General features: G+C 65.2%; 21 protein-coding genes and 1 tRNA gene. 11 read left to right on the top strand and 11 right to left on the bottom strand.

Annotated elements, in window-relative coordinates:
- The first annotated feature begins 93 nt into the window (after positions 1–93).
- Positions 94–2,463: a bifunctional diguanylate cyclase/phosphodiesterase gene (locus DVS29_RS28225; RefSeq protein WP_118183828.1), complete on the top strand. Its 2,370-nt coding sequence runs from the start codon at positions 94–96 to the stop codon at positions 2,461–2,463.
- 233 nt (positions 2,464–2,696) lie between these two features.
- Positions 2,697–3,914 (top strand): chromate transporter, encoded by a 1,218-nt coding sequence (locus DVS29_RS28220; protein WP_118183853.1) that lies wholly within the window; start codon positions 2,697–2,699, stop codon positions 3,912–3,914.
- A gap of 13 nt (positions 3,915–3,927) precedes the next feature.
- Here DVS29_RS28220 and DVS29_RS28215 read toward each other — a convergent pair whose 3' ends face one another.
- The 4 genes from DVS29_RS28215 to DVS29_RS28200 all read right to left on the bottom strand — a co-directional run bounded on the left by DVS29_RS28215 (position 3,928) and on the right by DVS29_RS28200 (position 11,216).
- Positions 3,928–4,386, bottom strand: a complete 459-nt coding sequence (locus DVS29_RS28215) for a CopD family protein (RefSeq protein ID WP_118183827.1) — start codon at positions 4,384–4,386, stop codon at positions 3,928–3,930.
- Positions 4,387–4,606: 220 nt separating this feature from the next.
- Positions 4,607–6,925, bottom strand: a complete 2,319-nt coding sequence (parC, locus tag DVS29_RS28210) for a DNA topoisomerase IV subunit A (RefSeq protein WP_118183826.1) — start codon at positions 6,923–6,925, stop codon at positions 4,607–4,609.
- Between the two features lie 77 nt (positions 6,926–7,002).
- On the bottom strand, positions 7,003–8,988 hold the full coding sequence (locus DVS29_RS28205; RefSeq protein ID WP_118183825.1) for a DNA topoisomerase IV subunit B: 1,986 nt from the start codon (positions 8,986–8,988) through the stop codon (positions 7,003–7,005).
- 299 nt (positions 8,989–9,287) lie between these two features.
- Positions 9,288–11,216 (bottom strand): ATP-binding cassette domain-containing protein, encoded by a 1,929-nt coding sequence (locus DVS29_RS28200; RefSeq protein ID WP_118183852.1) that lies wholly within the window; start codon positions 11,214–11,216, stop codon positions 9,288–9,290.
- 182 nt (positions 11,217–11,398) lie between these two features.
- Here DVS29_RS28200 and DVS29_RS28195 point away from each other — a divergent pair, with 182 nt between their 5' ends.
- Both DVS29_RS28195 and DVS29_RS28190 read left to right on the top strand, forming a co-directional pair.
- Positions 11,399–11,581, top strand: a complete 183-nt coding sequence (locus DVS29_RS28195) for a rubredoxin (protein ID WP_420816172.1) — start codon at positions 11,399–11,401, stop codon at positions 11,579–11,581.
- A 231-nt stretch (positions 11,582–11,812) separates the two neighbouring features.
- A tRNA-Arg gene (locus DVS29_RS28190) sits at positions 11,813–11,887 on the top strand.
- Between the two features lie 211 nt (positions 11,888–12,098).
- Here DVS29_RS28190 and DVS29_RS28185 read toward each other — a convergent pair.
- On the bottom strand, positions 12,099–12,410 hold the full coding sequence (locus tag DVS29_RS28185) for a DUF4148 domain-containing protein (RefSeq protein ID WP_118183823.1): 312 nt from the start codon (positions 12,408–12,410) through the stop codon (positions 12,099–12,101).
- Positions 12,411–12,855: 445 nt separating this feature from the next.
- Between DVS29_RS28185 and DVS29_RS28180 the strand changes: the two genes are divergently transcribed.
- From DVS29_RS28180 to DVS29_RS28155, 6 genes are all read left to right on the top strand, one after another.
- A complete protein-coding gene (locus DVS29_RS28180) occupies positions 12,856–13,176 on the top strand; it encodes a hypothetical protein (RefSeq protein WP_118183822.1) in 321 nt (106 codons plus the stop codon).
- A 282-nt stretch (positions 13,177–13,458) separates the two neighbouring features.
- A complete protein-coding gene (locus DVS29_RS38360; protein WP_205962526.1) occupies positions 13,459–13,875 on the top strand; it encodes a hypothetical protein in 417 nt (138 codons plus the stop codon).
- A 494-nt stretch (positions 13,876–14,369) separates the two neighbouring features.
- The gene (dcm, locus tag DVS29_RS28170; RefSeq protein ID WP_118183821.1) at positions 14,370–15,794 is read left to right on the top strand and encodes a DNA (cytosine-5-)-methyltransferase; all 1,425 of its coding nucleotides are present in this window, start codon (positions 14,370–14,372) and stop codon (positions 15,792–15,794) included.
- A complete protein-coding gene (locus DVS29_RS28165) occupies positions 15,794–16,240 on the top strand; it encodes a very short patch repair endonuclease (RefSeq protein ID WP_118183820.1) in 447 nt (148 codons plus the stop codon). The genes dcm and DVS29_RS28165 overlap by 1 nt, the downstream gene beginning before the upstream one ends.
- A gap of 177 nt (positions 16,241–16,417) precedes the next feature.
- Positions 16,418–16,921: a YbhB/YbcL family Raf kinase inhibitor-like protein gene (locus tag DVS29_RS28160; protein ID WP_118183819.1), complete on the top strand. Its 504-nt coding sequence runs from the start codon at positions 16,418–16,420 to the stop codon at positions 16,919–16,921.
- A 100-nt stretch (positions 16,922–17,021) separates the two neighbouring features.
- Positions 17,022–18,470: an MFS transporter gene (locus DVS29_RS28155; protein ID WP_118183818.1), complete on the top strand. Its 1,449-nt coding sequence runs from the start codon at positions 17,022–17,024 to the stop codon at positions 18,468–18,470.
- Positions 18,471–18,552: 82 nt separating this feature from the next.
- On the opposite strand, the gene otsA is transcribed toward DVS29_RS28155, so the two are convergent.
- The 6 genes from otsA to DVS29_RS28125 all read right to left on the bottom strand — a co-directional run bounded on the left by otsA (position 18,553) and on the right by DVS29_RS28125 (position 23,370).
- Positions 18,553–19,980 carry an alpha,alpha-trehalose-phosphate synthase (UDP-forming) gene (gene otsA / locus DVS29_RS28150; protein WP_118183817.1) on the bottom strand — a complete coding sequence of 476 codons (1,428 nt, stop codon included), beginning with the start codon at positions 19,978–19,980 and terminating at the stop codon, positions 18,553–18,555.
- Positions 19,981–20,205: 225 nt separating this feature from the next.
- Positions 20,206–20,424: a hypothetical protein gene (locus tag DVS29_RS28145; protein WP_118183816.1), complete on the bottom strand. Its 219-nt coding sequence runs from the start codon at positions 20,422–20,424 to the stop codon at positions 20,206–20,208.
- A gap of 163 nt (positions 20,425–20,587) precedes the next feature.
- On the bottom strand, positions 20,588–20,809 hold the full coding sequence (locus DVS29_RS28140) for a hypothetical protein (protein WP_118183815.1): 222 nt from the start codon (positions 20,807–20,809) through the stop codon (positions 20,588–20,590).
- Between the two features lie 144 nt (positions 20,810–20,953).
- The gene (locus DVS29_RS28135; RefSeq protein WP_118183814.1) at positions 20,954–22,360 is read right to left on the bottom strand and encodes a sigma-54-dependent transcriptional regulator; all 1,407 of its coding nucleotides are present in this window, start codon (positions 22,358–22,360) and stop codon (positions 20,954–20,956) included.
- A gap of 346 nt (positions 22,361–22,706) precedes the next feature.
- Positions 22,707–22,991, bottom strand: coding sequence for a hypothetical protein (locus DVS29_RS28130; RefSeq protein WP_118183813.1), 285 nt, complete (start codon positions 22,989–22,991; stop codon positions 22,707–22,709).
- 61 nt (positions 22,992–23,052) lie between these two features.
- Positions 23,053–23,370, bottom strand: coding sequence for an ElaB/YgaM/YqjD family protein (locus DVS29_RS28125; protein WP_118183812.1), 318 nt, complete (start codon positions 23,368–23,370; stop codon positions 23,053–23,055).
- A gap of 364 nt (positions 23,371–23,734) precedes the next feature.
- Here DVS29_RS28125 and DVS29_RS28120 point away from each other — a divergent pair, with 364 nt between their 5' ends.
- Positions 23,735–24,799: a sigma-54 interaction domain-containing protein gene (locus DVS29_RS28120; RefSeq protein WP_118183811.1), complete on the top strand. Its 1,065-nt coding sequence runs from the start codon at positions 23,735–23,737 to the stop codon at positions 24,797–24,799.
- Positions 24,800–25,011 lie beyond the last annotated feature (212 nt).

The raw sequence follows: 25,011 nt of genomic DNA, 5'->3' as shown, positions 1-25,011 counted from the left end.
CAACGGCGCCTTGCACGACATGCAGCCCAACACGAAACCAGCGCAGCCGAAGTACACGGAACCGACGCAAGGCCTTGGGATATTGTCGGCCCGATGAATCCGTTCCGTATCTCCTTCGTACGCGACATCCGGCACCGCCACGACGCGGCAGCGCCCCGTCAGCGCGCATTGCTCGCGATCCCGGCGCTCGGCGTGCTCGTCCTCGTGCTGCTGTGGGCGGTGATCGCCGCGCGACTCTCGGTCGAAAAGGATTCGACCTATCGCGAGGCGATGGCATCGTCGGCAATCCTCTCCGCCGCGCTCGAACAGCACACGGTGAAGGCGATTCACCAGGTCGACCAGATCACCCGCTTCGTCAAGTACGAGTTCGAGAAGTCGCCGGATCACTTCGACCTGAAGAGCACGGTCGACAAAGGCGTCGTGCAAAGCGACACGCTCGTGCAGGTATCGCTGATCGACGAGCGCGGCAGGCTCATCGCGAACACCGCCGAGCTCAACCCACAGCACATCGACCTGTCCGACCGCGAGCACTTCAAGGTCCACGAGCACGAGAACGACGACCAGCTTTATATCAGCAAGCCGGTACTCGGCCGCGTGTCGCACCAGTGGACGCTGCAGATGACGCGGCGCCTCAATCATCCGGACGGCTCGTTCGCGGGCGTCGTCGTCGTGTCGGAAGACCCGAGCTACTTCACGAGCGACTTCTACAACAACGCGGCGATCGGCCGCGACGGCGTGATCGCGGTGATCTCCGACAACGGCGCCGTGCTCGCGCGCCGCACCGGCAGCAACGTGCGCGCATCGGGCTCGTTCTCCGCGACCGGCACCTATCCGACCTCCGAGCACGTGTCGGGCACCTATGTCGACCCGATCGATCACGTGACGCGCATCGTGTCGTACCGGCATATCGACGGCTATCCGCTCGGCGTGCTGGTCGGTCTATCGCAGGCCGAAGAATTCGCGGACTACAACCACACGCGCAACGTCTATCTGCTGATGGCGAGTTTCATCTCGCTCGCGATGCTGAGCTTCTTCGCCGTCGCGACCGGTCTGATCGGCAAGCTGCTCGGACGCGAACGCGAGATGACGCATCTCGTCGAATACGACCTGCTGACCGGCCTGCGCAACCGCTATGCGACACTGCAGAGCCTGCACTTCGATGTATCGCAACCTGCGAACGTCGGGCGCCTCGCGATCCTCTTCATCGATCTGGACAACTTCAAGACCGTCAACGACACGCTCGGCCACAACGCCGGCGACATCGTGCTGCAGATGACCGCATCGCGCCTCGCCGATGCGGTGGCGGATTCGGGCACGCTGTCGCGCATCGGCGGCGACGAGTTCGTCGTGATCGTGAAGGGCGACAGCGTCGAACAGCGCGCGGTCACGCTGGCCGAAGCCACGTCCGAAGTATTCGCGAAGCCGTTCGAAGTGCGCGGCAGCTCCTTCGTGCTGCACGCGAGCATCGGCATCGCGCTCTACTCGGTCGCGAACGAAAGCGAGATCGACCTGCTGAAGAAGGCCGACCTCGCGATGTATAGCGCGAAGGATGCGGGCAAGAACTGCTACCAGTTCTATTCGCCACACCTGTCGCACCGCGCCGATCACCTGATGAAGTGGGAGCAGCAGCTGCGCGTCGCGTTGACGGAAGGCCAGCTCTTCCTCGCGTACCAGCCGAAGATCGATCTCGCGAACCGCTGCATCACGGGCTTCGAGGCGCTGGTGCGCTGGAATCATCCGCAGCACGGCCTGATTCCCGCAAACGAGTTCATCCCGGTCGCGGAATCGACCGGCCTGATCGTGCCGATCGGCGACTTCGTGATCCAGACCGCGTGCCGGCAGCTCGCGCAATGGCAGCAGCAAGGCTACGACACGCTGTCGCTCGCGGTGAACATCTCGCCAGTGCAGTTCTGGCGCGGCGACCTGCTGGACACGGTGTCGCGCGCGATCGAAGAGAGCGGCATCGCCGCACGCCGGCTCGAGCTCGAGATCACCGAGACCGCGATGATGGAGTATCCGGAGCTGGTGTCGGAGAAGATCGTCGCGCTGAAACGCCTGGGCACGCGGATCGCGCTCGATGACTTCGGCACCGGCTACTCGTCGCTGTCGTATCTGAGCCGCTTCTCGGTCGATACGCTGAAGGTGGACCGCTCGTTCGTGCAGGCCATTCCCGGCGACCGCAGCGTGTGCGTGATGGTGACCGCGATCGTGAACCTCGCGCGCTCGCTCGGGCTCACTGTTGTCGTGGAAGGAACGGAAACCGAAGAGCAGATTGCGTGGCTCGCCGCGCTGGGCCATATTGAAGCGCAAGGCTTCCTGTTCTCGCGGCCGGTGCCCGCCGAGAGCATCGGCGCGCTGCTCGACCGTTTCGGCGTGTGCGGCCTCGATGGCCGGCGTCTTGCGCACGAATCCGATGCGCTGAGCGCGGGCGCGGCGTCTGGCGGGCACGGCCTGTCGAACTGACTGGCGTACGACCGGCGCGCGCGTAGTCGCCCCAATGCGACGCCGGCAGGCTGATCATATCTAACGATGCGTGACGCGCTTTTGGCGCGCGCTCTACAATAGCGATCGCCGGTTCATGGATGCCGGCGCGCGTGTGATTCAACCCGCATCAATCAGGCATGCAAACTGCTCAACCTCACGCCTGGCCAACGAGGTGACGCATGGAAACGCTGCAACAAAGCGCCGCCATCCCGATGAGGGCGGCCGATAAGGTCGAAGTCGCGGTCGTGATACCAGGGGTTCAGCCCGAACCGCTGTGGAAGCTCTTTCGTGTCGTCCTGCTGCTGTCCGCCGTGTCGTGGGGCGGTCTCGCGCTGATGGCGCAACTCGAGGAATACTACGTCGACCGTGAGCAGCGCCTCACGCGGCTCGCCTATTCCGACATGATCGCGCTCGCGTGGATGGTGCCGGGCCCGGTGGGATGCAACGTCGCGGTGCAGCTCGGCCACGCGCTGCGCGGGCGCGCGGGCGCATGGATCGCCGGCGCGGCGAGCGTGTTGCCGTTCTTCCTGCTGATGACGCTGTTCGCGACGTTCTACCGGATGCCGTGGATGCATGCCGCGATGCCGAAGCTGCTGCTCAACCACTTCAGCGTCGTGCTCGCGATGCTGATCGCCAACACCTGGTTCAAGCAGACCCGTTCGCTGGTGCGCGGCGGTCTCGAATGGAGCGCGGCGATCCTCGGCTGCGTGGCGCTACTGCTCTCCCACAGCGCGGCCACCTATGTGTTCACGCTGTGCGCGGCGTTCGCCGCCGGCTGGGCCGTGAGCAGCGAGCGCAACGCGCGCTTCCATGTGAAGATCACCACGGCCGACTGGCAGCTGATCGCCGCGCTCGTCGTGCTGATCGGCCTGTTCGCGATTCCATTGCCGCATCGCTTCGAAGTCGCGCTGCTGTGGCCGCGTCTCGCGGGCGCGGGGATGACGCTGTTCGGCGGCGGCTTCTCGGCGCTCCCGGTGTTGAAGACGTTGTTCGTGGCGCCAGGTATCGGCGTGACCGACGGTGACTTCACGCTCGCGTTCTCGCTGTCGCCGCTCTCGCCCGGGCCGCTGTTGAACGTCGTGCCGTTCTTCGGCTATCTGGTGGACGGTTGGGCCGGCGCGCTGATCGCGACGCTTGCGCTGTTCGTGCCGTCAGGGTGTCTGGTGGTGTTCGCGCAGCGGCATCTGCATCAGTTGAAGACGCATCCGCGCTTCGAGCACGGCATGCGCGTGCTGCGGGCGGTGACCACCGCGTTCCTCGCGGTCGCCGTGCTGAAGATCGCGCTGCACGTGCCGCTGCAACCGGCCTATCTGCTCACCGCGGCGTTCGCGGGCATGAGCTTCGTGAGGCTGAAGCTGCCCGTGTATGCCGTGTACGGAACCGTCGCGGCCGCGTGCGGGATCTGGATTTTCTGCGGGCACGCGCTCTAGCGCGAGCGCGGGTTCAGAACCCGCGCGACAACACCGCGACGCCGATCGTCACCACGCCCAGCACCAGGTTGATCACCACGAGCCGGCGCACCGTGCCCACCGCGCGTGCGCCGTTCGGCCAGTTCTGCGCCTGAACCGCGCGGCGGATGCGCGGAAAGACCGCGAAGCGGAGGTGACCGAAGATCAGCATCATCAGGATGCCGAGGCCCATCATCGTATGCAGTTGCCAGTTCGCGTGGCTGCCGCCGAAGTAGACCATCAGCAGCGCGCCCGACAGCAGGATGGCCAGCACCGACACGCCCACCCAGTTGAAGAAGCGGCCGAACACCGACTCCCAGAGCGGCAGCCGCAGTTGCGGCGACAGGTCTTCCAGCGCCGGACGCAGGCAGAAGTGCGCGAACACCATGCCGCCAATCCAGATGGCCACTCCAAGCAGATGCAGGAACAGCGCGATTTCGGCCGCTTTGTTCATGTGTTGTCCTATCCCTTTCCCGTAAGTCGAGCCGGCTGCTCATGGGCCGGTCGCAGCGTTCGACCATGCTCAGCGCATCCGGTTCAACCGATGTGGAATGACGGCCGGCCATCGCAATCGATGCGCCTCGTGAGCCGGCCGTCTGTTGTTATATATGTGCTGCTTCGTTGCGTTGGCTTTGCGTCGCCGTTTGAGCAAGCTTAAGCGCCCTTAAACGCTCTTAGGCCAGCACCGGCCGCAGCATCGTGATCTTGATCTTGATGTCGGGCGCGCGACCCTTGCGGGCGCGTTTGCCGACGTGCGGTTCGAGCGCGCCGCGCGCCAGCGTCTCTTCGAGCGCCTTGCCACGCGGCGACGTGCCGACCAGCACCACGCCCGCCGACGTGATCGCCAGCGCCTGCGCGAGCTTTTCCTTGCCGTCGAGCGCCATCAGCGTCACGCCGCGGCCGCCGCCCGCGAGCGTCTTCATCTCGTCAAAGCCGAACACCAGCAGACGTCCGCTATCCGACACGCACGCGACCTGGCTCGCATCCGGCGGCACCGGCATTGGCACCAGCGGCACCGCGTCTTCGTCGATCGTCATGAACGCCTTGCCGGCCTTCACGCGGCTCACCATGTCGCCGACCTTGGCGATGAAACCGAAGCCGTTGCTCGATGCGAGCAGCAGCGCCTGATCCGCCGGCGCCGCGTAGTAGTGCATCAGGTGCGTGCCCGATTCGAGCTCGATCAGCGACGTGACCGGCACGCCATCGCCGCGGCCGCCCGGCAGCGCCGACACCGCGACCGAATACACGCGGCCCTTGCTGCCCCACGCGATCAGCGTATCCGGCGTGCGGCACTGGAACGCGGCGTAGAGGCCGTCGCCGGCCTTGAAGGTGAAGCTGGCCGCATCGAGCCCATGGCCCTTCAGCGCGCGCACCCAGCCCCGCTGCGACACGACGACCGTCACCGGCTCGTCGATCACGCGCGCTTCGAACGTGGCGCGCTTCTCCTGCTGGATCAGCGTGCGGCGCTCGTCGCCGTACTGCTTCGAGTCGGTCTCGATCTCCTTGATGATCTGCCGCTTCATCGCGGACTCGTTGCCGAGCAGCTCTTCGAGCTTCGCCTTCTCGTCGCGCAGCTCGCCGAGCTCCTTCTCGATCTTGATCTTCTCCAGCCGCGCCAACTGACGCAGCCGGATTTCGAGGATGTCCTCCGCCTGGCGGTCGGACAGCCCGAACGCCTGGATCAGCGCCGCTTTCGGCTCGTCCGATTCGCGGATGATGCGGATGACCTCGTCGATATTGAGGAACACGATCATCCGGCCTTCGAGGATGTGGATGCGATCCTCGACCTTCGTCAGCCGGTATTGCGTGCGGCGCGTGACCGTCGCGAAGCGGAAGCCGATCCATTCCTGCAGGATCTCGATGAGCCCCTTCTGACGCGGCCGGCCGTCCGAGCCGACCATCACGAGGTTCATCGACGTATTCGATTCGAGGCTCGTATGCGCGAGCAACGTGTTGACGAACTCGGTCTGCTCGATGCGGCTCGACTTCGGTTCGAACACGAGGCGCACCGGCGCATCCTTGCCCGACTCGTCGCGCACGGTGTCGAGCAGCGCGAGCAGCGTCTGCTTCGTCTGCAGCTGCTCGGGCGTGAGCGCCTTCTTGCCGAGTTTGATCTTCGGGTTGGTCTGCTCTTCGATTTCCTCGAGCACCTTCTGCGCGGCCGTGTTCGGCGGCAGTTCGGTGATCACGAGCTGCCACTGGCCGCGCGCAAGTTCCTCGATCTTCCAGCGCGCGCGCACCTTGAGGCTGCCGCGACCGGTTTCGTACGCGGCCGCGATCTCCGCCTCGCTCGAGATGATCTGGCCGCCGCCCGGGAAGTCCGGACCCGGCAGATGCTGCATCAGCTCGGCGGATGTCATCTTCGGATGACGGATCATCGCGACCGCCGCGGCCGCGACTTCGCGCAGGTTGTGCGACGGGATTTCGGTGGCGAGACCCACCGCGATGCCGGACGCGCCGTTGAGCAGCAGGAACGGCAGACGCGACGGCAACAGCTTCGGTTCTTCGAATGCGCCGTCGTAGTTCGGCATGAAATCGACGGTGCCCATGTCGATCTCGTCGAGCAGCAGCTTCGCGATCGGCGTCAGGCGCGCTTCGGTGTAGCGCATCGCCGCCGCGCCGTCGCCGTCGCGCGAGCCGAAGTTGCCCTGGCCGTCGATCAGCGGATAGCGCATCGAGAAGTCCTGCGCGAGGCGCACGAGCGCGTCGTACGCGGACTGATCGCCGTGCGGGTGATACTTGCCCAGCACGTCGCCGACGACGCGCGCGGATTTCACCGGCTTAGCGTTGTCCGCGAGGCCCATCTCGTTCATCGTGAACAGGATGCGGCGCTGCACCGGCTTCTGGCCGTCGCAGACATCGGGCAGCGCGCGGCCCTTGACGACGCTCACCGCGTAGTCGAGATACGCGCGCTCGGCGTAGTTGCCGAGCGTCAGGAATTCGCCCTCGGGCGGCGCCGGATCGGTGAAAAGATCAGGAGTGTGATCGTCCATCTAGTGCATTCCGTTTCGGTGTGTGGGTTCGTGACGGTATCGAGCGTTCGCTCACGCGCAGGGTTCGCGCGCGGCGCTCAGATGTCCGCCTCGACTTCGTTGCCCTTCTCTTCGAGCCAGCTGCGCCGCGACGCCGCTTCGCCCTTGCCCATCAGCATCGTCATGCGCGCGACCGTCGCGTCGAAGTCGAGCGAGCCGAGCGCGACCGGCGTCAGGCGGCGCGTGTCGGGGTTCATCGTCGTGTCCCACAGCTGTTCCGCGTTCATTTCGCCGAGGCCCTTGAAGCGGCTGATGGTCCACTGCGATTCGCGCACGCCGTCCTTGCGCAGCTTGTCGAGGATCGCTTCGAGCTCGCCTTCGTCGAGCGCGTAGAGCTTCTGCGCGGGCTTCTTGCCGCGCGCGGGCGCATCGACGCGAAAGAGCGGCGGCCGCGCGACGCACACATGGCGGCGTTCGATCAGCTGCGGGAAGTGCTTGAAGAACAGCGTGAGCAGCAGCACCTGGATGTGCGCGCCGTCCACGTCCGCGTCCGACAGGATGCAGATCTTGCCGTAGCGCAGGTTGGTGAGGTCGACCGTGTCGTCCGGGCTGTGCGGGTCCACGCCGATCGCCACCGAGATGTCGTGCACCTCGTTGTTCGCGAACAGACGATCGCGCTCGGTTTCCCACGTGTTCAGCACCTTGCCGCGCAGCGGCAGGATCGCCTGGAACTCCTTGTCGCGACCCATCTTCGCGGAGCCGCCCGCCGAATCGCCCTCGACGAGGAACAGTTCGTTGCGCGAGATATCCGACGATTCGCAGTCGGTCAGCTTGCCCGGCAGCACCGCGACGCCCGAACTCTTGCGCTTCTCGACCTTCTGGCCCGCGCGGGTGCGCGCCTGGGCCTGCTTGATGACCAGATCCGCCAGCTTCTTGCCGTGCTCGACGTGCTGGTTGAGCCACAGTTCGAGCGCCGGACGCGTGAACGACGCCACCAGCTTCACCGCGTCGCGGCTATTCAGGCGCTCCTTGATTTGCCCCTGGAACTGCGGGTCGAGCACCTTCGCCGACAGTACGAACGACACGCGCGCGAACACGTCTTCGGCAAGCAGCTTCACACCCTTCGGCTGCAGGTTGTGCAGTTCGACGAAGCTTTTCACCGCCTGGAAAAGCCCTTCGCGCAAGCCCGATTCGTGCGTGCCGCCGGCAGGCGTCGGGATCAGGTTCACGTACGACTCGCGCGTGAGCGGCCCTTCCTCGCTCCACGCGACGACCCACCCCGCGCCCTCGCCCTCGGCGAAGGTCTCTTCGTTCGAGCGCGAGCTTTCCGCGTAGCGCTCGCCTTCGAAGAGCGGAATCAGCAGCTCGCTGCCGGCCATGCCTTCCAGCAGATAGCCGCGCAGACCGTCTTCGTACTTCCAGGTCTGCCGCTCGCCGGTTTTCTCGGTGACGAGCGTAACTTCGACGCCCGGCAACAGCACCGCCTTCGAGCGCAACAGACGCTGCAGTTCGCCCAGCGGCAGATTCGGCGAATCGAAGTACTTCGGGTTCGGCGAGACACGCACGAGCGTGCCGCTCTTCTTGTCGGCCTTCGTGGCGGCGCGCGTTTTCAGTGCGGAGACGACGTCGCCGTTCGCGAAGCCCAGCTCGGCCACCTTGTTGTCGCGCCAGACGGTGACGTCGAGCCGTGTGGACAGCGCGTTCGTGACCGACACGCCGACGCCGTGCAGGCCGCCCGAGAACGTGTAGGCGCCGCCCGCGGCCTTGTCGAACTTGCCGCCAGCGTGAAGACGCGTGTACACGATCTCGACCACCGGCACGCCTTCCTCGGGATGCAGGCCGAATGGAATGCCGCGCCCGTCGTCTTCGACCGAGATCGACTGATCGATGTGCAGCGTGACCGTGATCTGACGGCCGAAGCCGCCGAGCGCCTCGTCGGCGCAGTTGTCGATCACTTCCTGGATGATGTGCAGCGGATTTTCGGTGCGGGTGTACATGCCCGGCCGTTGCTTGACCGGCTCGAGCCCCTTCAACACCTTGATCGACGCTTCGCTATACGTGCTGCCTGGTTTCTTCGTGGACATGACTGGACTGGTTTCGTCGGTTCATCGTTATCCACAGCGCCTGTGGGCAGCTCCGTGGACAAAATGTTGGGTTTTCCAAAAAAGCGAAACGAAACAATGAGATGAACGGTGGTGCCCGCAAAACGGGCAGATGTTCCGGGTAGCAGCTTCCAACTGCGGGCCTGACGACAGCGTTACGCACGGCACTCGCCACGCACACGCCCGACGCAGGCCGGTTCGCGGGGTATTGTACTGATTTCAGATGGCGCGGCAATTTGGCTGTTCGGCTGAGGGCTCCGCCCGGCACACGCCGAACCGCGTCATTTGCGCTTGCTTTCGAGCTCTTCCCAGCGCTCGAGCGCGGCCATCAGTTCGTCGTCGATTGCCGCGTAGCGTTCCGACAGGCGCGCGCCTTCCTGCGCGTCCTTCGCAAAGATCGAACCGTCTTCCAGTTGCGCGCCGATCGACTTCTGCTCGGCCTCGAGCGACGCGATCTGGCCGGGCAGCGCCTCCAGCTCGCGCTGCTCCTTGAACGACAGCTTCACCGTGCGCTGCGCGTTGCGGCCCGCCGCGCTTTCCTTCGGCGAGGCGTCTTTCGGCGCGTCGCGCACTTCGGTCTGCGCCGCCGCGATCTGCAGCGAGCGTTCGCGCTGCACCTGCCAGTCGGTAAAGCCGCCGACGTATTCGCGCCAACGCCCCTCGCCCTCCGCCGCGATCACCGACGTGACGACGTTGTCGAGAAACGCGCGGTCGTGGCTCACGAGCAGCACGGTGCCGTCGTAGTCGGCCAAGAGCTCTTCGAGCAGTTCGAGCGTGGGAATGTCGAGGTCGTTGGTGGGTTCGTCGAGCACCAGCACGTTGGCCGGCCGCGCGAACAGACGCGCGAGCAGCAGCCGGTTGCGCTCGCCGCCCGACAGCGACTTGACGGGCGAACGCGCGCGCTCCGGCGCGAACAGGAAGTCGCCGAGATAGCTCATCACGTGCTTCTTCGCACCGTTGATCTCGACCCAGTCGCTGCCGGGGCTGATCGTGTCGGCGAGGCTCTTGTCCTGGTCGAGCTGCGCGCGCATCTGGTCGAAGTACGCGACCTGCAGGTTCGTGCCGACGCGGATCTTTCCTTCGTCCGGCGCGAGTGCGCCGAGAATCAGCTTCAGCAGCGTGGTCTTGCCCGCGCCGTTCGGGCCGACGAAGCCGATCTTGTCGCCGCGCATCACCGTGGTCGAAAAGCGGTCGACCACCGTGCGCGCGCCGTAGCGCTTCGTGACGTCAGTCAGCTCCGCGACGATCTTGCCGGACTTCTCGCCCTGCGCGACGTCGAGCTTCACGTTGCCCTGCACGTTGCGGCGCTCCTCGCGCTGCTGGCGCATCTCGACCAACCGCGCGATGCGGCCGACGCTGCGCGTGCGGCGCGCCTCGACGCCCTTGCGGATCCACACTTCTTCCTGCGCGAGCAGCTTGTCGAACTTGTCGTTCTCGACGCGTTCCACTTCGAGCTGCTGCGCCTTGCGCGTCTGGTACGCGGAGAAGTTGCCGGGATACGACAGCAGGCGGCCGCGATCAAGTTCGACGATGCGCGTGGCAACGCGATCGAGGAACGCGCGGTCGTGGGTGATGAAGAAGAGGCCCGCGCGCTGCGTGACGAGCAGGTCTTCGAGCCAGCGGATGCCGTCGAAATCGAGGTGGTTGGTCGGTTCGTCGAGCAGCAGCACGTCGGGCTGCACGACGAGCGCCCGCGCGAGCGCGACGCGCTTCTGCATGCCGCCGGACAGCGCGCCGACACGCGCATCGCCCGCGAGATTCAGCTGCGCGAGCGTCGTGGCGACGCGGTTGCGCCAGTTCCAGGCATCGATCGCGTCGAGCGCCGATTGCAGCGCGTTCATGCGCGCGAGCAGCGCATCGTGCTGCGCGCCTTCCGGCGTGTCGGCCAGCTGGTGCGCGACCACGTCGTATTCGCCGAGCAGCGTGCGCGCCGCGGTGAGCCCGGCCGCGACCGTATCGAACACCGACGCGTCGGCGTCGAACTCGGGTTCCTGCGGCACGTAGACCGTGGACAGATTCTGCTGGCGCGTGACGAGGCCATCGTCCGGCTTCATCAGATCCGCGACGATTTTCAGCAGCGACGACTTGCCCGCGCCGTTGCGGCCGATCAGGCCGACGCGCTCGCCCGCTTCGAGCGAGAAATCGGCGTGATCGAGCAAGGCGACGTGACCGAATGCGAGTTGCGCATCGGTGATGGTGTAGAGCGACATGAGGCGTGAAGGAGGCGAAAGCGGCGGCGTGGAGCCGAAACCGTTCATTGTACCGGTTGCCCCTCCTTCGTCATCTGACGCCGCAACGATTCCGGTAAGATGGCGGGCGCCGCGCGCTGGCCAGACGGGACTGGACGGGCGCGCGATCTCCGTCTGTATTGTCCCGAATGAAGAGTCGAGTCGTGAGCGAAGTCGTCGAGTACAAGAGCTGGGTCTGCCTGATCTGCGGTTGGGTCTATAACGAAGAAGAAGGTCTGCCCGACGAAGGCATCCCGGCCGGCACGCGCTTTGCCGATATTCCGGAAGACTGGCGGTGTCCGCTGTGCGATGTGGGGAAGGCGGAGTTTGCGGCGGTGGAGTTTTGATCTGGCCGTGTTGACGGTGCTGCGGCGAGTCGCAGCGCGTTCAGGGCATTCTCCGGCGCCGGTGCGTTTGTTATACTCTGGCCCCTGCACCGTTGGCCTCGCGGCACGGTACAAATGGCACGGATTCCGGCTGCGATGGGTTACTTAGGAACGCAGCGATCTAGCGGAACCCGGGCATCGGTCAGGTGATCGAAGTGGTCGTTTCGATCGCGGTGATCGCAGCGGCAAGATCTCCCCGTAGTTCAATGGATAGAACAAGTGCCTCCTAAGCGCTAGATACAGGTTCGATTCCTGTCGGGGGGACCAGCTTCAGCGCACGACGCGCCAAATCCCCTCTTCCCACCGCAATCACTGGCACCGCCCCCGCAAAAACAAACGCGGCCGGGAAACCAGAGCATCATCGCCCCAGCTTCCCGACCGCGCCAAGCAAACAGCTTTCCAACTCTGCCCGGCATCTCTACCGGACACCGGCCGCAATCGCAGCAACCGGTAGCACTACTTCAATACCAATCCCAGCTTACCGACCCGTCACATGCACCGGCACCGAGTACGTCGTTGCCGCGAAATCTCCACGATTACCCGATTGCGACGCGCCTTGCGAGCCCGAACCGTATGCCGCATTGCCTTGTTGCGCCGAGACACGCGCTTCAGCAGCCTGGATGTTCTCCGGGTAGTGGATCCAGTCGTGCGGATCGTAGCCAGCTTGCTCGACACGGACCAGATCGGCGCGCACTTCGGCGCGGGTCACCGGCTGGCTCGACTGCGCGAACGACGCAACCGGAGCAGCGATAGCGAGAGCAACTACGACAGCCTTGATGAGCGAATTCATGATGACGACCTCCGAGAATTGTTTTCCGTTTCGCTACAAACATCGTGTTTGCAGCGGTTGATGTGAAGTCTAGAAGCCCATCGACTTAGGGTAAATACTTAAAACCCGAATTCACTGTTCTCTATTCCATGACAATCGCCGCGACACAGCCGCATCGGCGAAACGCCGCGGTATCGCTTTGCAATCGTTGACTGTCGTTGTCACGATCGTCGCCTACGATGGGTGCCCTCCCGCCTCCGTTCCCCTCGTCTCTCATGAGCCCTGTAACGTTGTTCGTCGTCGGTGGCTGCCTGCTTGCGCTCAGCTTCACCGCGCTCTTCTGCCTGCTCCTGGCCTGAACCCCGCGTCCGTCGCCCACCCGCAAGGCGCGAGTAACCTGTGGTGACAATTCCGACCGAACTCGCACGAAAGTTGCGCTTCTCATCTATGTACGGAGGAGCGAATCATGTTCAGGCTCATCGCAATTGCCGGAACCGCCGTCGCGCTGTCGGGATGCGTCGCGGCTCCGGGTTATGGCTATTACGGTCCCGGCTACTACGACGGCTACGGCGGCGCGTATCCGCCGGCCTACGAGTACGGCACGATCGGCATCTGGGGCGGTGGAGGCTACGACCACTACCACCACGGCTGGGGCCATGGCGGCTGGGGCCACGGTGGATGGGGCCACGGTGGATGGGGCCACGGTGGATGGGGGCACGGCGGCTGGGGCCACGGCGGCGGCGACTGGCACGGCGGCGGAGGCGGCCATGGCGGTCCGGGGCACTGAACAGTCAGATTCAACGCGCGGCGAAAAATCGGCTTACCGTGTAAGAGGCGGTTAAATTGGCGCCGCGAATAGCCCCTTTTCCCCCGATTGATTTTTTTAGTATTTCGATACGATCATTCCACGCTGCATACTACGACGCGCCCGCACCCGTATTCGAACCATTGCGGCGCGGCCAGGAAAGAAGCACAGCCCATCGATCGACTGCACGACCCGCTACAGGATTGTTTCCCGCAGTTTGGCATTCCATCTTTTTTGGCCTACAGTAATCCTCAGACGATAACAATGAATATCGCTCGCAGTACAGACCACTCCATCCACGGGGGCACCATGCTTGCACTGGTCGATCAGGAGATCGCTCACATATCGCGAGCGATGAAGCTGTCGATGATCAGCGACCTCGGCGGTCCGATCCTGCCAGCCGACTACTGGCGCAAACGTCTCCATGCGCTGCTCGATAGCTACCACCTGACCAAAGGTCAGCTGTGCGTCGTCGACAGTCTTCTGCTGCAACTCGATGTCCAGAGCGGAGTGCGTCGCAACAAGCCCGCCGCGGCAGTGGCGCTGGCGGATGCCGATCACGCGCAGCCGCTTGGCGAAGCTGGAGCGCAGCTCGATGCGCTGACGGCCGCGATCGCCAAGGCCGGTCACGACGCCGAGTCCGCAGCCGGTGACGAGACGGCCGCCGCCGCCGCGCTCTAACCCGCCGCGACTCTCAGGGCTGCCCCGCTGCAGCCCATCCTGCGGCGTTCGTCCGGACGCCGATCTGCACCGCGCCGACCTTCGCGTCGCGCGCGAGGCCCAGGCTCCCTCCCAACATTGACCCGAGCGATCGTCTTCACGACGGTCCGTGTGCCGTCCTTCCGGTCACTTTCCCCACCCTCGCCCCGTCCGAACGCGACGTATCTGCCCGCGCATGCCCTTCCGAAGTGGCAAAGTCACCACGCTCTTCACGTCGATCGATCTGCTTATTCATCGCATCGCATCAAGACCCTGGGAATCCTTATAAATCCCAATGGCATCAACGCGTTAGCCAAGCCCAGCCTACGTCTGCGGCCTACCCGAACCCGCCGAAAACGGCGAACAGTTCGCACACCCAAACCATGCCGTCGCAACTTTTCGTCGTGTGAACCCGCACATCTGGGAGTCCGATAGGTCATAATGTCCGCCAAAATTCCCAGCCAGAAGGAACAACTGTGACCCAGGCCACCACGCGCAACCAGCAACGCGATGCGCGGCATCACGCGCTCGATCTGTTGAAAGCGGCGCGTGCCCGATTCACGCAACGCGAGATCGCCGCACACGTCGGCAAAGATACGAAAACGATCCGGCGCTGGGAAACAGGCGAAACGTCCTGTCCGGCCATGCTCGAGCCCGCGTTGCGCGCGCTGCTCGATTCGCCGCCGCCGGCTGCTACGGCGTCGCTCGCGATGAACGCTACGGTCGCGCCGCCGTTCCGCTTCGTCGATCTGTTCGCGGGCATCGGCGGCATCCGCATGGGCTTCGACGCGCAAGGCGGCGAGTGCGTGTTCACGAGCGAATGGAACCCGTTCTCGAAGAAAACCTACGTGGAGAACTTCGGCGCGGGACACGAATTCATCGGCGACATCGTCGCGCATCCGGCCGAGGCCGTGCCCGATCACGACGTGCTGCTCGCCGGCTTCCCGTGCCAGCCGTTCTCGATTGCAGGCGTCAGCAAGAAGAACGCGCTCGGCCGCCCGCATGGCTTCGAGTGCACGACGCAGGGCACGCTCTTCTTCGACGTCGCGCGCATCATCGCCGCGAAGCGTCCGGCCGCGTTCCTGCTCGAGAACGTGAAGAACCTGCTGTCGCACGACAAGGGCCGCACGTTCGACGTGATCCTGCAGACGCTGCGCGACGAGCTCGGCTACGACGTCCACTACAGGGTGATCGACGGCGCGCATTTCACGCCGCAGCATCGCGAGCGGATCATCGTCGTCGGCTTTCGCAGCAAGACCGAATTCAGCTGGGACGATCTGCAACTGCCCAAGGAAGGCCCGAGGCTCGCGTCGATCCTGCATCGCACCGATGGCAGCGAACCGGTGCTGCCATGGGACGGCGATCGCTTCTTCGACCACGCGAAGCGCGCGGTACAACCGCGCTACACGCTCACGCCGGCGCTGTGGACCTATCTGCAGAACTACGCGGAGAAGCATCGCGCGGCAGGCAATGGTTTCGGCTTCGGCATGGTCTATCCTGACAGCGTCACGCGCACGCTGTCGGCGCGCTATCACAAGGACGGCTCGGAGATTCTCGTGCATCAGCCGCGACAACGTCCGCGCCGGCTGACGCCGCGCGAATGCGCGCGGCTGATGGGCTTGCCGGACACGTTCCGCATTCCCGTCAGCGACACGCAGGCGTACCGCCAGTTCGGCAACAGCGTCGTGATGCCGGTGATGCGCGAAGTCGCGCGCATCGTGACGCCGCATGTGCAGCAGTTGCTGGCCGAAGAAGGCGGCGATCGCGCACACGGGATGAGCTCACATCTATCGGCAGACGCGCGCGTCGCGAGACCTCGCAGTCAACCCCGCAGTGAATCCCTCAGTCAACCCACCACTCGCCGCAAACGCGCTGCGGCGACTGGAGTCGAGGCCCGCTGATGGTCGACGTCGTCGACGCGGCGACCCGCAGCCGCATGATGTCCGGCATTCGCGGCCGCAACACAAAGCCCGAACTGCTGATCCGCAGCCTGCTGCATCGGCGCGGTTTTCGCTTCCGGCTCGACGCGCGCGACCTGCCCGGCCGTCCCGACATCGTGCTGCCACGCTATCGTGCAGTCGTGTTCGTGCATGGCTGCTTCTGGCACGGCCACGACTGTCCGCTCTTCAAATGGCCGCGGACGCGCCCGGAGTTCTGGCACGCGAAGATCGAGCGCAATCGCGCCAACGACCTGAAAGCCGTCACCGCACTGCGCGAACAGGGCTGGCGCGTCGGCATCGTCTGGGAGTGCGCGCTGCGCGGCGCGAACCGCGATATCGAAGGCCTCGCACAACGGCTCGTCGACTGGCTGAAAGGCGACGACGCCCGCTTTGAAGCCAGGCAGTAAAGCCGCCTTCCAGACCCTCTCCATTACCGCTCGCCAATCTGCCCGCGAGCGCCGCTCCTTTCCAGTGCCGGTGATACACTCGATTGACTGATCCGGGCCCGCAATATGCGCATGCACTGCGCCCCCTGCATCCAGCACCCGCTCCATCCGCAGAACCATCCTTCAAGGAGGCATCCGATGGCTGATTTCCGCATCTGGTCCGACGACTTCCCCGCGAACGGCTTCATGCCGAAAGCGCAGGAGTTCGACAACAAGGCGTTCGGCGTCGACGGCGACAACCTGTCGCCCGCGCTGCAATGGGACGCTCCGCCCGCCGACACGCAAAGCCTCGCGCTGACCGTCTACGATCCCGACGCGCCGACGGGCAGCGGCTTCTGGCACTGGGTCGTGGTCAACATTCCGGCCGACGTGCGCTCGCTGCCGCGCAACGCGGGCAAGGCGGACGGCTCGCTGCTGCCGCCGGGCGCGCTGCAGGTCCGCAACGACTACGGCACGGTCGGCTTCGGCGGCGCGGCGCCGCCGCGCGGCGACAAGCCGCATCGCTACATCTTCCGTGTACACGCGCTGAAGGTGGCGAACGTGCCGATCGACGGCGAGACGACCAACGCCATCGCGCGCTTCATGACGCATCTGAACGAGATCGACTCGGCTACCTACACCGGGCTTTACGAACTCAAGTAAGCGCGTCCGCTTGCATCAAGCCGCTTGAAGGCCGCCTGAAGACAGCAAGTCAAACCGACGATCGATCATGCCGGGCCGCGCGCCCGGCATCCTTTTTTGTATGCCCGCCACTTCTTCGCGCCAACCGGATTCACCTGGCAATGTCTCGCGCGAGCCCGGACCGGATCGACCGGACGGACCCGGTGCCGAGCACGACGATGGGCTGCCGCTGCCGCAGCGCTATCACGCGATCCTCGTCGTCGCGCTCGGCATCACGCTCGCGGTGCTCGACACCGCGATCGCCAACGTCGCGCTGCCGACCATCGCGGAGCATCTGCATGCGAGCGCCGCCAGCTCGATCTGGATCGTCAACGCGTATCAGCTCGCGGTGACGATCTCGCTGCTCCCGCTCGCGTCGCTCGGCGACCGGATCGGCTACCGGCGCGTGTACCTCGCTGGCATGGTGCTGTTCACCGTATCGTCGGCGGGCTGCGCGTTCGCCACATCGCTGCCGGAGCTCGCGTTCGCGCGCGTAATTCAGGGCTTCGGCGCGGCCGGCATCATGAGCGTCAACACCGCGCTCGTGCGCAACATCTATCCGTCGTCGCAGCTCGGCCGCGGCGTGTCGATCAACGCGATGGTGGTGGCCGTGTCGTCGGCGGTGGGGCCGACCGTCGCGGCCGGCGTGCTGTCCGTCGCATCGTGGCCGTGGCTGTTCGCGATCAACGTGCCGATCGGCATCGTCGCGATCGCGATCGGGATGCGCGCGCTGCCGCGCAATGTCGCGCATCCGGCGCCGTACGACTATCTGAGCGCGGTGATGAACGCAATCGTGTTCGGCCTCCTGATCTTCGCTGTCGACGGTCTCGGGCACGGCGAGCAGCGCGGCTGGATCGTGCTCGAACTGGCCGCCGCCGTCGCGATCGGCTACGTGTTCGTGCGCCGGCAGCTGACGCTCACGGCGCCGCTCTTGCCCGTCGATCTGCTGAAGATTCCGATCTTCGCGCTGTCGATCGGCACGTCGGTGTGCTCGTTCTGCGCGCAGATGCTCGCGTACGTGTCGCTGCCGTTCCTGCTGCAGGTGTCGCTAGGGTTGAGCCAGGTGCAGACCGGCTTGCTGATGACGCCCTGGCCGCTCGTGATCGTGTTCGCCGCACCGTTGTCGGGCGTGCTGTCGGACCGGATGTCGGCGGGCTTGCTCGGCGGCATCGGGCTCGCGGCGCTCACGGTCGGCCTGTTGCTGCTCGCGACGCTCGGCGCGCATCCCGACCCGCTGCAGATTGCGTGGCGCATGGCGCTGTGCGGTGTGGGCTTCGGCATTTTCCAGTCGCCAAACAACCGCACCATGCTGTCGTCCGCGCCGCGCCATCGCAGCGGCGGCGCGAGCGGCATGCTCGGCACCGCGCGGCTGACCGGCCAGACGCTCGGCGCCGCGATCGTCGCGCTGATCTTTGGCGTCGCGCCGCAGCACGGCCCGATCATCGCGCTCTACGTCGCCGCGTGCTTCTCCGCGGTGGCGTCCGGCGTCAGCATGATGCGAACTTTGCAGCGGGTGGCGCCGCCGACGTAGCGCTGCTTCGGTCGCGGTGAAGCGCCGCACGCGCGCGCGTTCTGCGCTGACTTCGCCACACACGGCATCCGTGATCGCAGCCTCAGCGCCCCGCCGTCGCGTCGGCCAGCTTCACCGCCTTCGCGGTCACCGATGACGCGTTCGCGACCCGCCGCAGGTCGCCGAGGAACGTATCGCGCCACACCGAGAGGTTGTTCTCGCGCAGCGGCCCCATCATGTCGGCGTGCCGCGCCTGCCGCTCGGCGAGCGGCATCGACAGCGCACGCTCCAGCGCCTCCGCCATCTGCGACAGATCGAACGGATTCACGACGAGCGCGCCCGGCAACTGCTCGGCCGCGCCCGCGAACTGCGACAGCACCAGCACGCCGGGGTCTTCAGGATCCTGCGATGCGACGTACTCCTTCGCAACGAGATTCATGCCGTCGCGCAGCGGCGTCACATAGCCGACCTGCGAAAGCCTGAAGAGCGCCATCAGCACGTTGCGTTCGTACTTGCGGTTCAGATACTGGATCGGCGTCCAGTCGAGCTGCGCGAAGCGGCCGTTGATGCGGCCGGCCTCGCCCTCCAGGTTCTGGCGGATGCGCTGATAGGTCTGCACGTCCGAGCGGGTCGGCGGCGCGATCTGCACGAGCGACACGCGGCCATGCCAGCCCGGCGCATTCTGCAGCAGCCGCTCGAATGCCTGGAAGCGCTCGACGAGCCCCTTCGAATAGTCGAGCCGGTCGACGCTCATGATCAGCTTGCGGTCGCGCATGCTGTCGCGCAGGCTCTTCACCACCTTGCGGTCGGCGAACTGCGCGGCCGCCTTCGCGATCGAGTCCGGGTAGATGCCGATCGGGTACGCGGCCACTTTCAGGAAGCGGTCGTACGCGTGCACGATGCCGTCGTCGCTCGTCGAGCCGTGACCGCCGCGCTCGATGTAGTCGACGAACGACTGCCGGTCGGCCTCGGTCTGGAAACCCACGACGTCATAGCTGCACATGCATTTGACGAGCTCCTCGTGCGGCGGCACCGTGCGCAGCATCTCGGGCACCGGAAACGGAATGTGCAGGAAAAAGCCGATCGGATTCGTCACGCCGATGTCGCGCAGGCAGCGCGCGAACGGCAACAGATGGTAGTCGTGCACCCAGACGATGTCGTCGGGTTCGAGCAGCGCCTTCAGCTGCTTCGCGAGCGTCACGTTGACGCGCAGATAGCCGGCGTATTCCTGGCGGTCGAAGCGCGCGAGGTCGTTGCGGTAGTGGAACGCGGGCCACAGCGTCGCGTTCGAGAAGCCGCGGTAGTACTGGTCGTAGTCGCGCTTCGTGAGACCGACGGTCGCGTACGTGACGCTGTCCTGCTGGTCGATCACGGGCGGCGCCGCTTCGCTGACGATCTCGCCGCTCCAGCCGAACCACACACCGCCGGTTTCCTTCAACGCGTCGAGCACGCCGATCGCAAGGCCGCCCGCGGCGGGCCGGCCTTCCTGCGTGGGCGCTACCCGATTCGATACCACGATCAATCTGCTCATTCAGTTCCACCTCGTTCAGTTACGTCCCGTCGAGTCGAGAACGTTAGGAATGTGACTGAGTGTTGCAGGCAAATTGCGTGCCGCTGGAGAAAAAATCTATCTGGTGCACGGCAGACGAAGTGAAACATGCCGTTCGCGCACGGGCGCGACAGCATTTTCCTCTTTCAGCCGACATGAATAAACCGATGCGCGCGATGTCCGGGACGGTCGCGGTCGCCCGCTCCGTCAGGAATCCTGCTCCGAGCCGAGATCGCGCTGATAGTCGATGCCTTCGGTACGCACACCGCCCTGGTTGTGCTCGCCATCCGCCGGTACGCCCGGTACCACACGATTCTCGTGGGCCGGATCCGGAGACTGGCTCGGCGGAGGACCGCCGGAACCGCTGCCTGGACGGGAATCGCGTTTCGCGTGACGTGCTGAGCGGCGCAGTGCGGGGTGTCTCATGGTTATGCCTCCGGGGAAGGCCGCGCCCGTGCGGGCGGCATCATCCTAGTCTAGGCGGCGCGAGGTAGTTTGCCGGTAATAAATGCGCCGGCTTTGTAATAACTTCAGCAACGGCCGCGCCGAGAAGACTCGACCTGCGACTTGTTACCACGCGGCAGCCTGTTCAAACCGCGTGCGGCTGCTGATTCGGCGTCGGCGGTGGATCGCCGATGGGCGGGGAATCCGGCATCGGCGGCTCGCGGGTGGGATCGGGCACCGTGTCGGGTTCGTCCGGCGTCGGCGGGTCGTTCGGCTCGGGGCGATGCGCGTGGATCGGCGAGATATGCGCCGCGAGGTTCGGCCCGAAGCTGGCGCGTGCGGATTGTGTGAGAGGCTCAAGCGGCATGGACGGTCTCCTGTTCATGTTGCGTTGCAGATCTTCATGCAACGCACGTGCCCCGCTTCGCCGCGTGTCATCGAACGTGACCGCGCTGTCTTCGCATCGTGCGGCTTCGCAGCCAGGTGCGACGACAGCGCAAGCGCGAACCCCTTACGCGTTCGCGCCGCCCATCGCGCGCGATTCGTCCGCGTCGCCATCGTCTTTCGCGGCGGCGTCGTTGCCGTACTCGACGAGGCGGTTATACAGCGTCTTCAGGCTGATGCCGAGAATCTCGGCGGCACGCGTCTTCACGCCGCCGCATTGCTCGAGCGTCGCGAGGATCAGTTGCCGGTCCGCTTCCGCGAGCGACGTGCCGAACGGGATCGTCACCGCGGTGCCGGTGGCCGTCGGCTTCGACAGCGAGATCTGCAGCGGCACCGTCGCCGTCACGTCGGAATCCGTGCCCGACATGATGTGCGCGCGCTGCACGTAGTTCTTCAGTTCGCGCACGTTGCCGGGCCACTGGTACGACAGCAGCATCTCGCGCACGGCGGGCGGGAACTGCTTGCGCGTGCTGTGGCGTTCGTTGAGGTCCTCGAGGAACGCCTGCGCGAGCAGTTCGACGTCCTTGCCGCGCTCGCGCAGCGGCGGCAGGTTGATCGGGAACACGTTCAGACGGTGGTACAGGTCGAGGCGCAGCTTGCCTTCCAGCACCGCCTGCTCGGGGTCGCGGTTGGTCGCCGCGATCACGCGCACGTCGGTCTCGATCTCCTTCGTCGTGCCGACCCGCATGAACATGCCGGTCTCCAGCACGCGCAGCAGCTTCACCTGCAGTTCGATCGGCATCTCGGTGATTTCGTCGAGGAACAGCGTGCCGCCATTCGCGCGCTCGAAGTAACCCTTGTGCTGACGGTCAGCGCCGGTGAACGAGCCGCGCTCGTGGCCGAACATCTCGGATTCGATCAGATTCGGCGAGATCGCGCCGCAGTTCACCGCGAGGAACGCATGCTTGCGACGCAGGCTCAGCTCATGGATGGTCTGCGCGGCCACTTCCTTGCCGGTGCCCGACTCGCCGACGAGCATCACCGACGCGGCCGTCGGCGCGACGCGGCCGATCTGGTCGTAGACCTCCTGCATCACCGGCGAATTGCCGAGCATCAGGCCGAAGCGCCCCATTCTGCGAAGCTCGCCGCGCAACGTACCGATTTCGGCCTTCAGGTCGCCGGCGCGCGGCAGGCGCGCGAGGATCGCCTTCACGCGCTGCAGGTTCACGGGCTTCACGAGGTAGTCGGCGGCGCCCATTTTCAGCGCGCTCACCGCGGATTCGACCGTCGCATGGCCGGTGATCACGACGAATTCCACGCCCGAGCGCGGATCGAGATCCTCATACAGATCCACGCCGCTGCCGTCGGGCAGCTGCAGGTCCGTGAACACCACGTCCGGCATCTGCCGGATCAACTGGATGCGGGCCTCGCGCAGGTCGGACGCGATGGCGGTAGTCAGCCCCTCTTCCGCGATGACGGCTGCGAGCGCCTCGCGGGTGCCGGGATCATCATCGACAATCAGTACGTGCGGCATCGTGTATCGAAAGCCTCAAACAGAGAGGTGAACGGCATGCATCAAACGCATGGGGAAAGCGGCCCGAACGGTGCGCTTTCCCGCGAAAGCTGCCCGCCCGGTTGTGCCGGCAAAATGTAGACGGAGTGTAAGCCCGATCGCGCGACGGCATCGCTTCGATCGGCAAAAAATACAATAAAACGGTGCATTCCACCCAGCGCCGCAACAATCAGCCGGTCAAAACGACTCGATCAGCATATTTCAAGCCGATTGTTGTCGATTTAACGATTATACGGCTTTATTGAGATGCCGCCGAGACCCGGCGCGGTGCCCGCGCGGGGTACCGCACACGCCGGAACCGCGGCGCTTAATGGCGCGTGGCGTTCGCGTCGATGTCGTCGCCGTGCGGGAACGGCCAGGCGCCGGCTGCGGTGCCGGCGGCACCTGCGACGTGCTCCGTCGCGGACATTGCGGGGCCGTGGGACGGCGCCGTCTGCGGGCTCGCGACGACTGCGCCGCCCTCGTCTTCCCAACGGTTAATCTCGCGATTCAGGTTCGTCTGCGACACGCGGTGCTTCTGCGACCAGCGCCAGGCCAGCACCCCGCCGACCGCGACGAGCGCGCCAAAAATGCCAATTCTGGGTCGAGCCATGTTGCGATCCTCCTTTTTGATTTGATGTGGTCGGTCTCTGCCGCTTCATGCATCAGCGGCATCAGCGCGCAACGAGCACGCCGACCAGGAATCCGACGCCTGCCGCGATGCCGAGCGACTGCCACGGGTTATGACGCACGTGGCGCTCCACGTTCACGGTGGCAACGCGATAGCCGCGGTGCGCGGCCGTCTGCGCGTCCGACAGCGTGTCCTGCAACGAGTCGGCGTGATGCCGCAGACGTTCGCGCAGCTTGTCCACGCCTTCACCCGGCACGCTCTTCGCGAGCCGGAGCATTTCCTCCGAGTCGGTGAGCAGCACCCGGAGGTCTTCGACGATTTTCTGTTTGCCCAGCGAGAGCTGGTCAGTCGTATGGCTCATTGCGACACTCCGTGAGATTCAGACAGCGGCCGCTTTATCCGGCGACCAATCGAAGCGCTGCAAACACCGCGCCCGCTTTCCCTCTCGATCGAATCTCGCCGCGCGAGTTCCGTCGCTTTCAAGGTAAGCACATGAAGGTCGTAAGCGCCAGGCCGGACATTTGTGCCGCACACGCAAAGCGTCACGGTCAATCTTGCCACCGGTATCGCAAAGCGCGATGGCGCCTGGCATGCGGATTGCCCTTGCACCGCGCCAGGTGGTTAAATTGCATCTATGAGATAGTGAACCGATCGCGTGCGAAGCAGATGGCGATGAACGCCACGCTTCGCGCGCCTCGTCTTTTTTGTACTGGACAATCCTGTTTATGGCATCAACCGATCTTGACTCGCCTGATGTGAGCGCCGATGGCCCGCAAGATTCGCAGGTGAAGCCACGAATCGAAACGGGTGGCACGGGCCTCACATCGTATGGGCTGCTGTACGGATCGTCGCCGGTGATGCTCGAGCTGTACGAACAGATCGAGCGCGTGGCCGCGACCGACGCGACCGCGTTGATCATCGGCGAATCGGGTACCGGCAAAGAGCTGATTGCCCGCACGATCCACGATCACAGCGCGCGGCACGACGCGCCCTTCATCGCCGTGAACTGCGGCGCGATTCCCGACGAACTGATCGAAGCGGAACTCTTCGGCCACGAGAAGGGCAGCTTCACCGGCGCCGTGCAGGGACGCGTCGGCTACTTCGAGCATGCGAACGGCGGCACGCTGTTCCTCGACGAAGTGACCGAGATGTCGCCCGTGCGGCAGGTGAAACTGCTGCGCGCGCTCGAGAGCGGCACGTTCTATCGCGTGGGCGGCACGGACCTGATCCGCTCCGACGTTCGCGTGATCGCGGCGACCAATCGCGACCCCGCCGTCGCGGTGAAAGAGAACGGCCTGCGCGAAGACCTGATGTATCGCCTCGCCGTATTTCCGTTGCGCGCGCCGCCATTGCGCGAACGCGACGGCGACCGCGTGCTGCTCGCGCAGCACTTCCTGCAGTCGCTCAACGAGCAGGAAGGCACGAGCAAGGTGTTCAGCAAGCGCGCGATCGAAACGCTGCGCGCGTGGTCGTGGCCCGGCAATGTGCGCGAGCTCAAGAACGCGATCTACCGCGCGTTCATTCTCGCGGAGAAGTCGGTCGAGCTGCCGCATCCGCATCTCGCGTCGCGCGTGAAGAAGCCGCTCACGCAAGGCGATTCGATGAGCGTGTGGATCGGCACGCCGCTCGCCGACGCGCAGAAGCAGATCATCCTCGGCACGCTCAAGTATTGCGGCGGCGACAAGCGCCGCGCCGCCAAGGCGCTCGGCGTGAGTCTCAAGACGCTCTACAACCGTCTGAGCAGCTACGGCCCCGACGAGGACGGAACGACCGACGACGATTCCGAATGAGCCCCACGATGCGGCTCATTCGACACGTCGCGATGCCTGAGTAAGCAGCCGGAAAGTCAGCCGGCAAGCGTTCCCGCTCCGCACGCGATGCAGCGGTAAGAATGGCCTCGCGGCACCCCTCTCCTGTGTGACGGACGCTCCGTGGATTCGAAGCTCAAAACAGAATCCACGCGCATCCGCACGTCCTTTTGCAATTGCTTGCATTTTCACCA

Source organism: Paraburkholderia phosphatilytica, from assembly GCF_003443895.1.
GTDB classification, from domain to species: Bacteria; Pseudomonadota; Gammaproteobacteria; order Burkholderiales; family Burkholderiaceae; genus Paraburkholderia; species Paraburkholderia phosphatilytica.
Note: the sequence above shows the minus strand (reverse complement) of the source record. Positions and strands in the feature narration are given on the sequence as shown.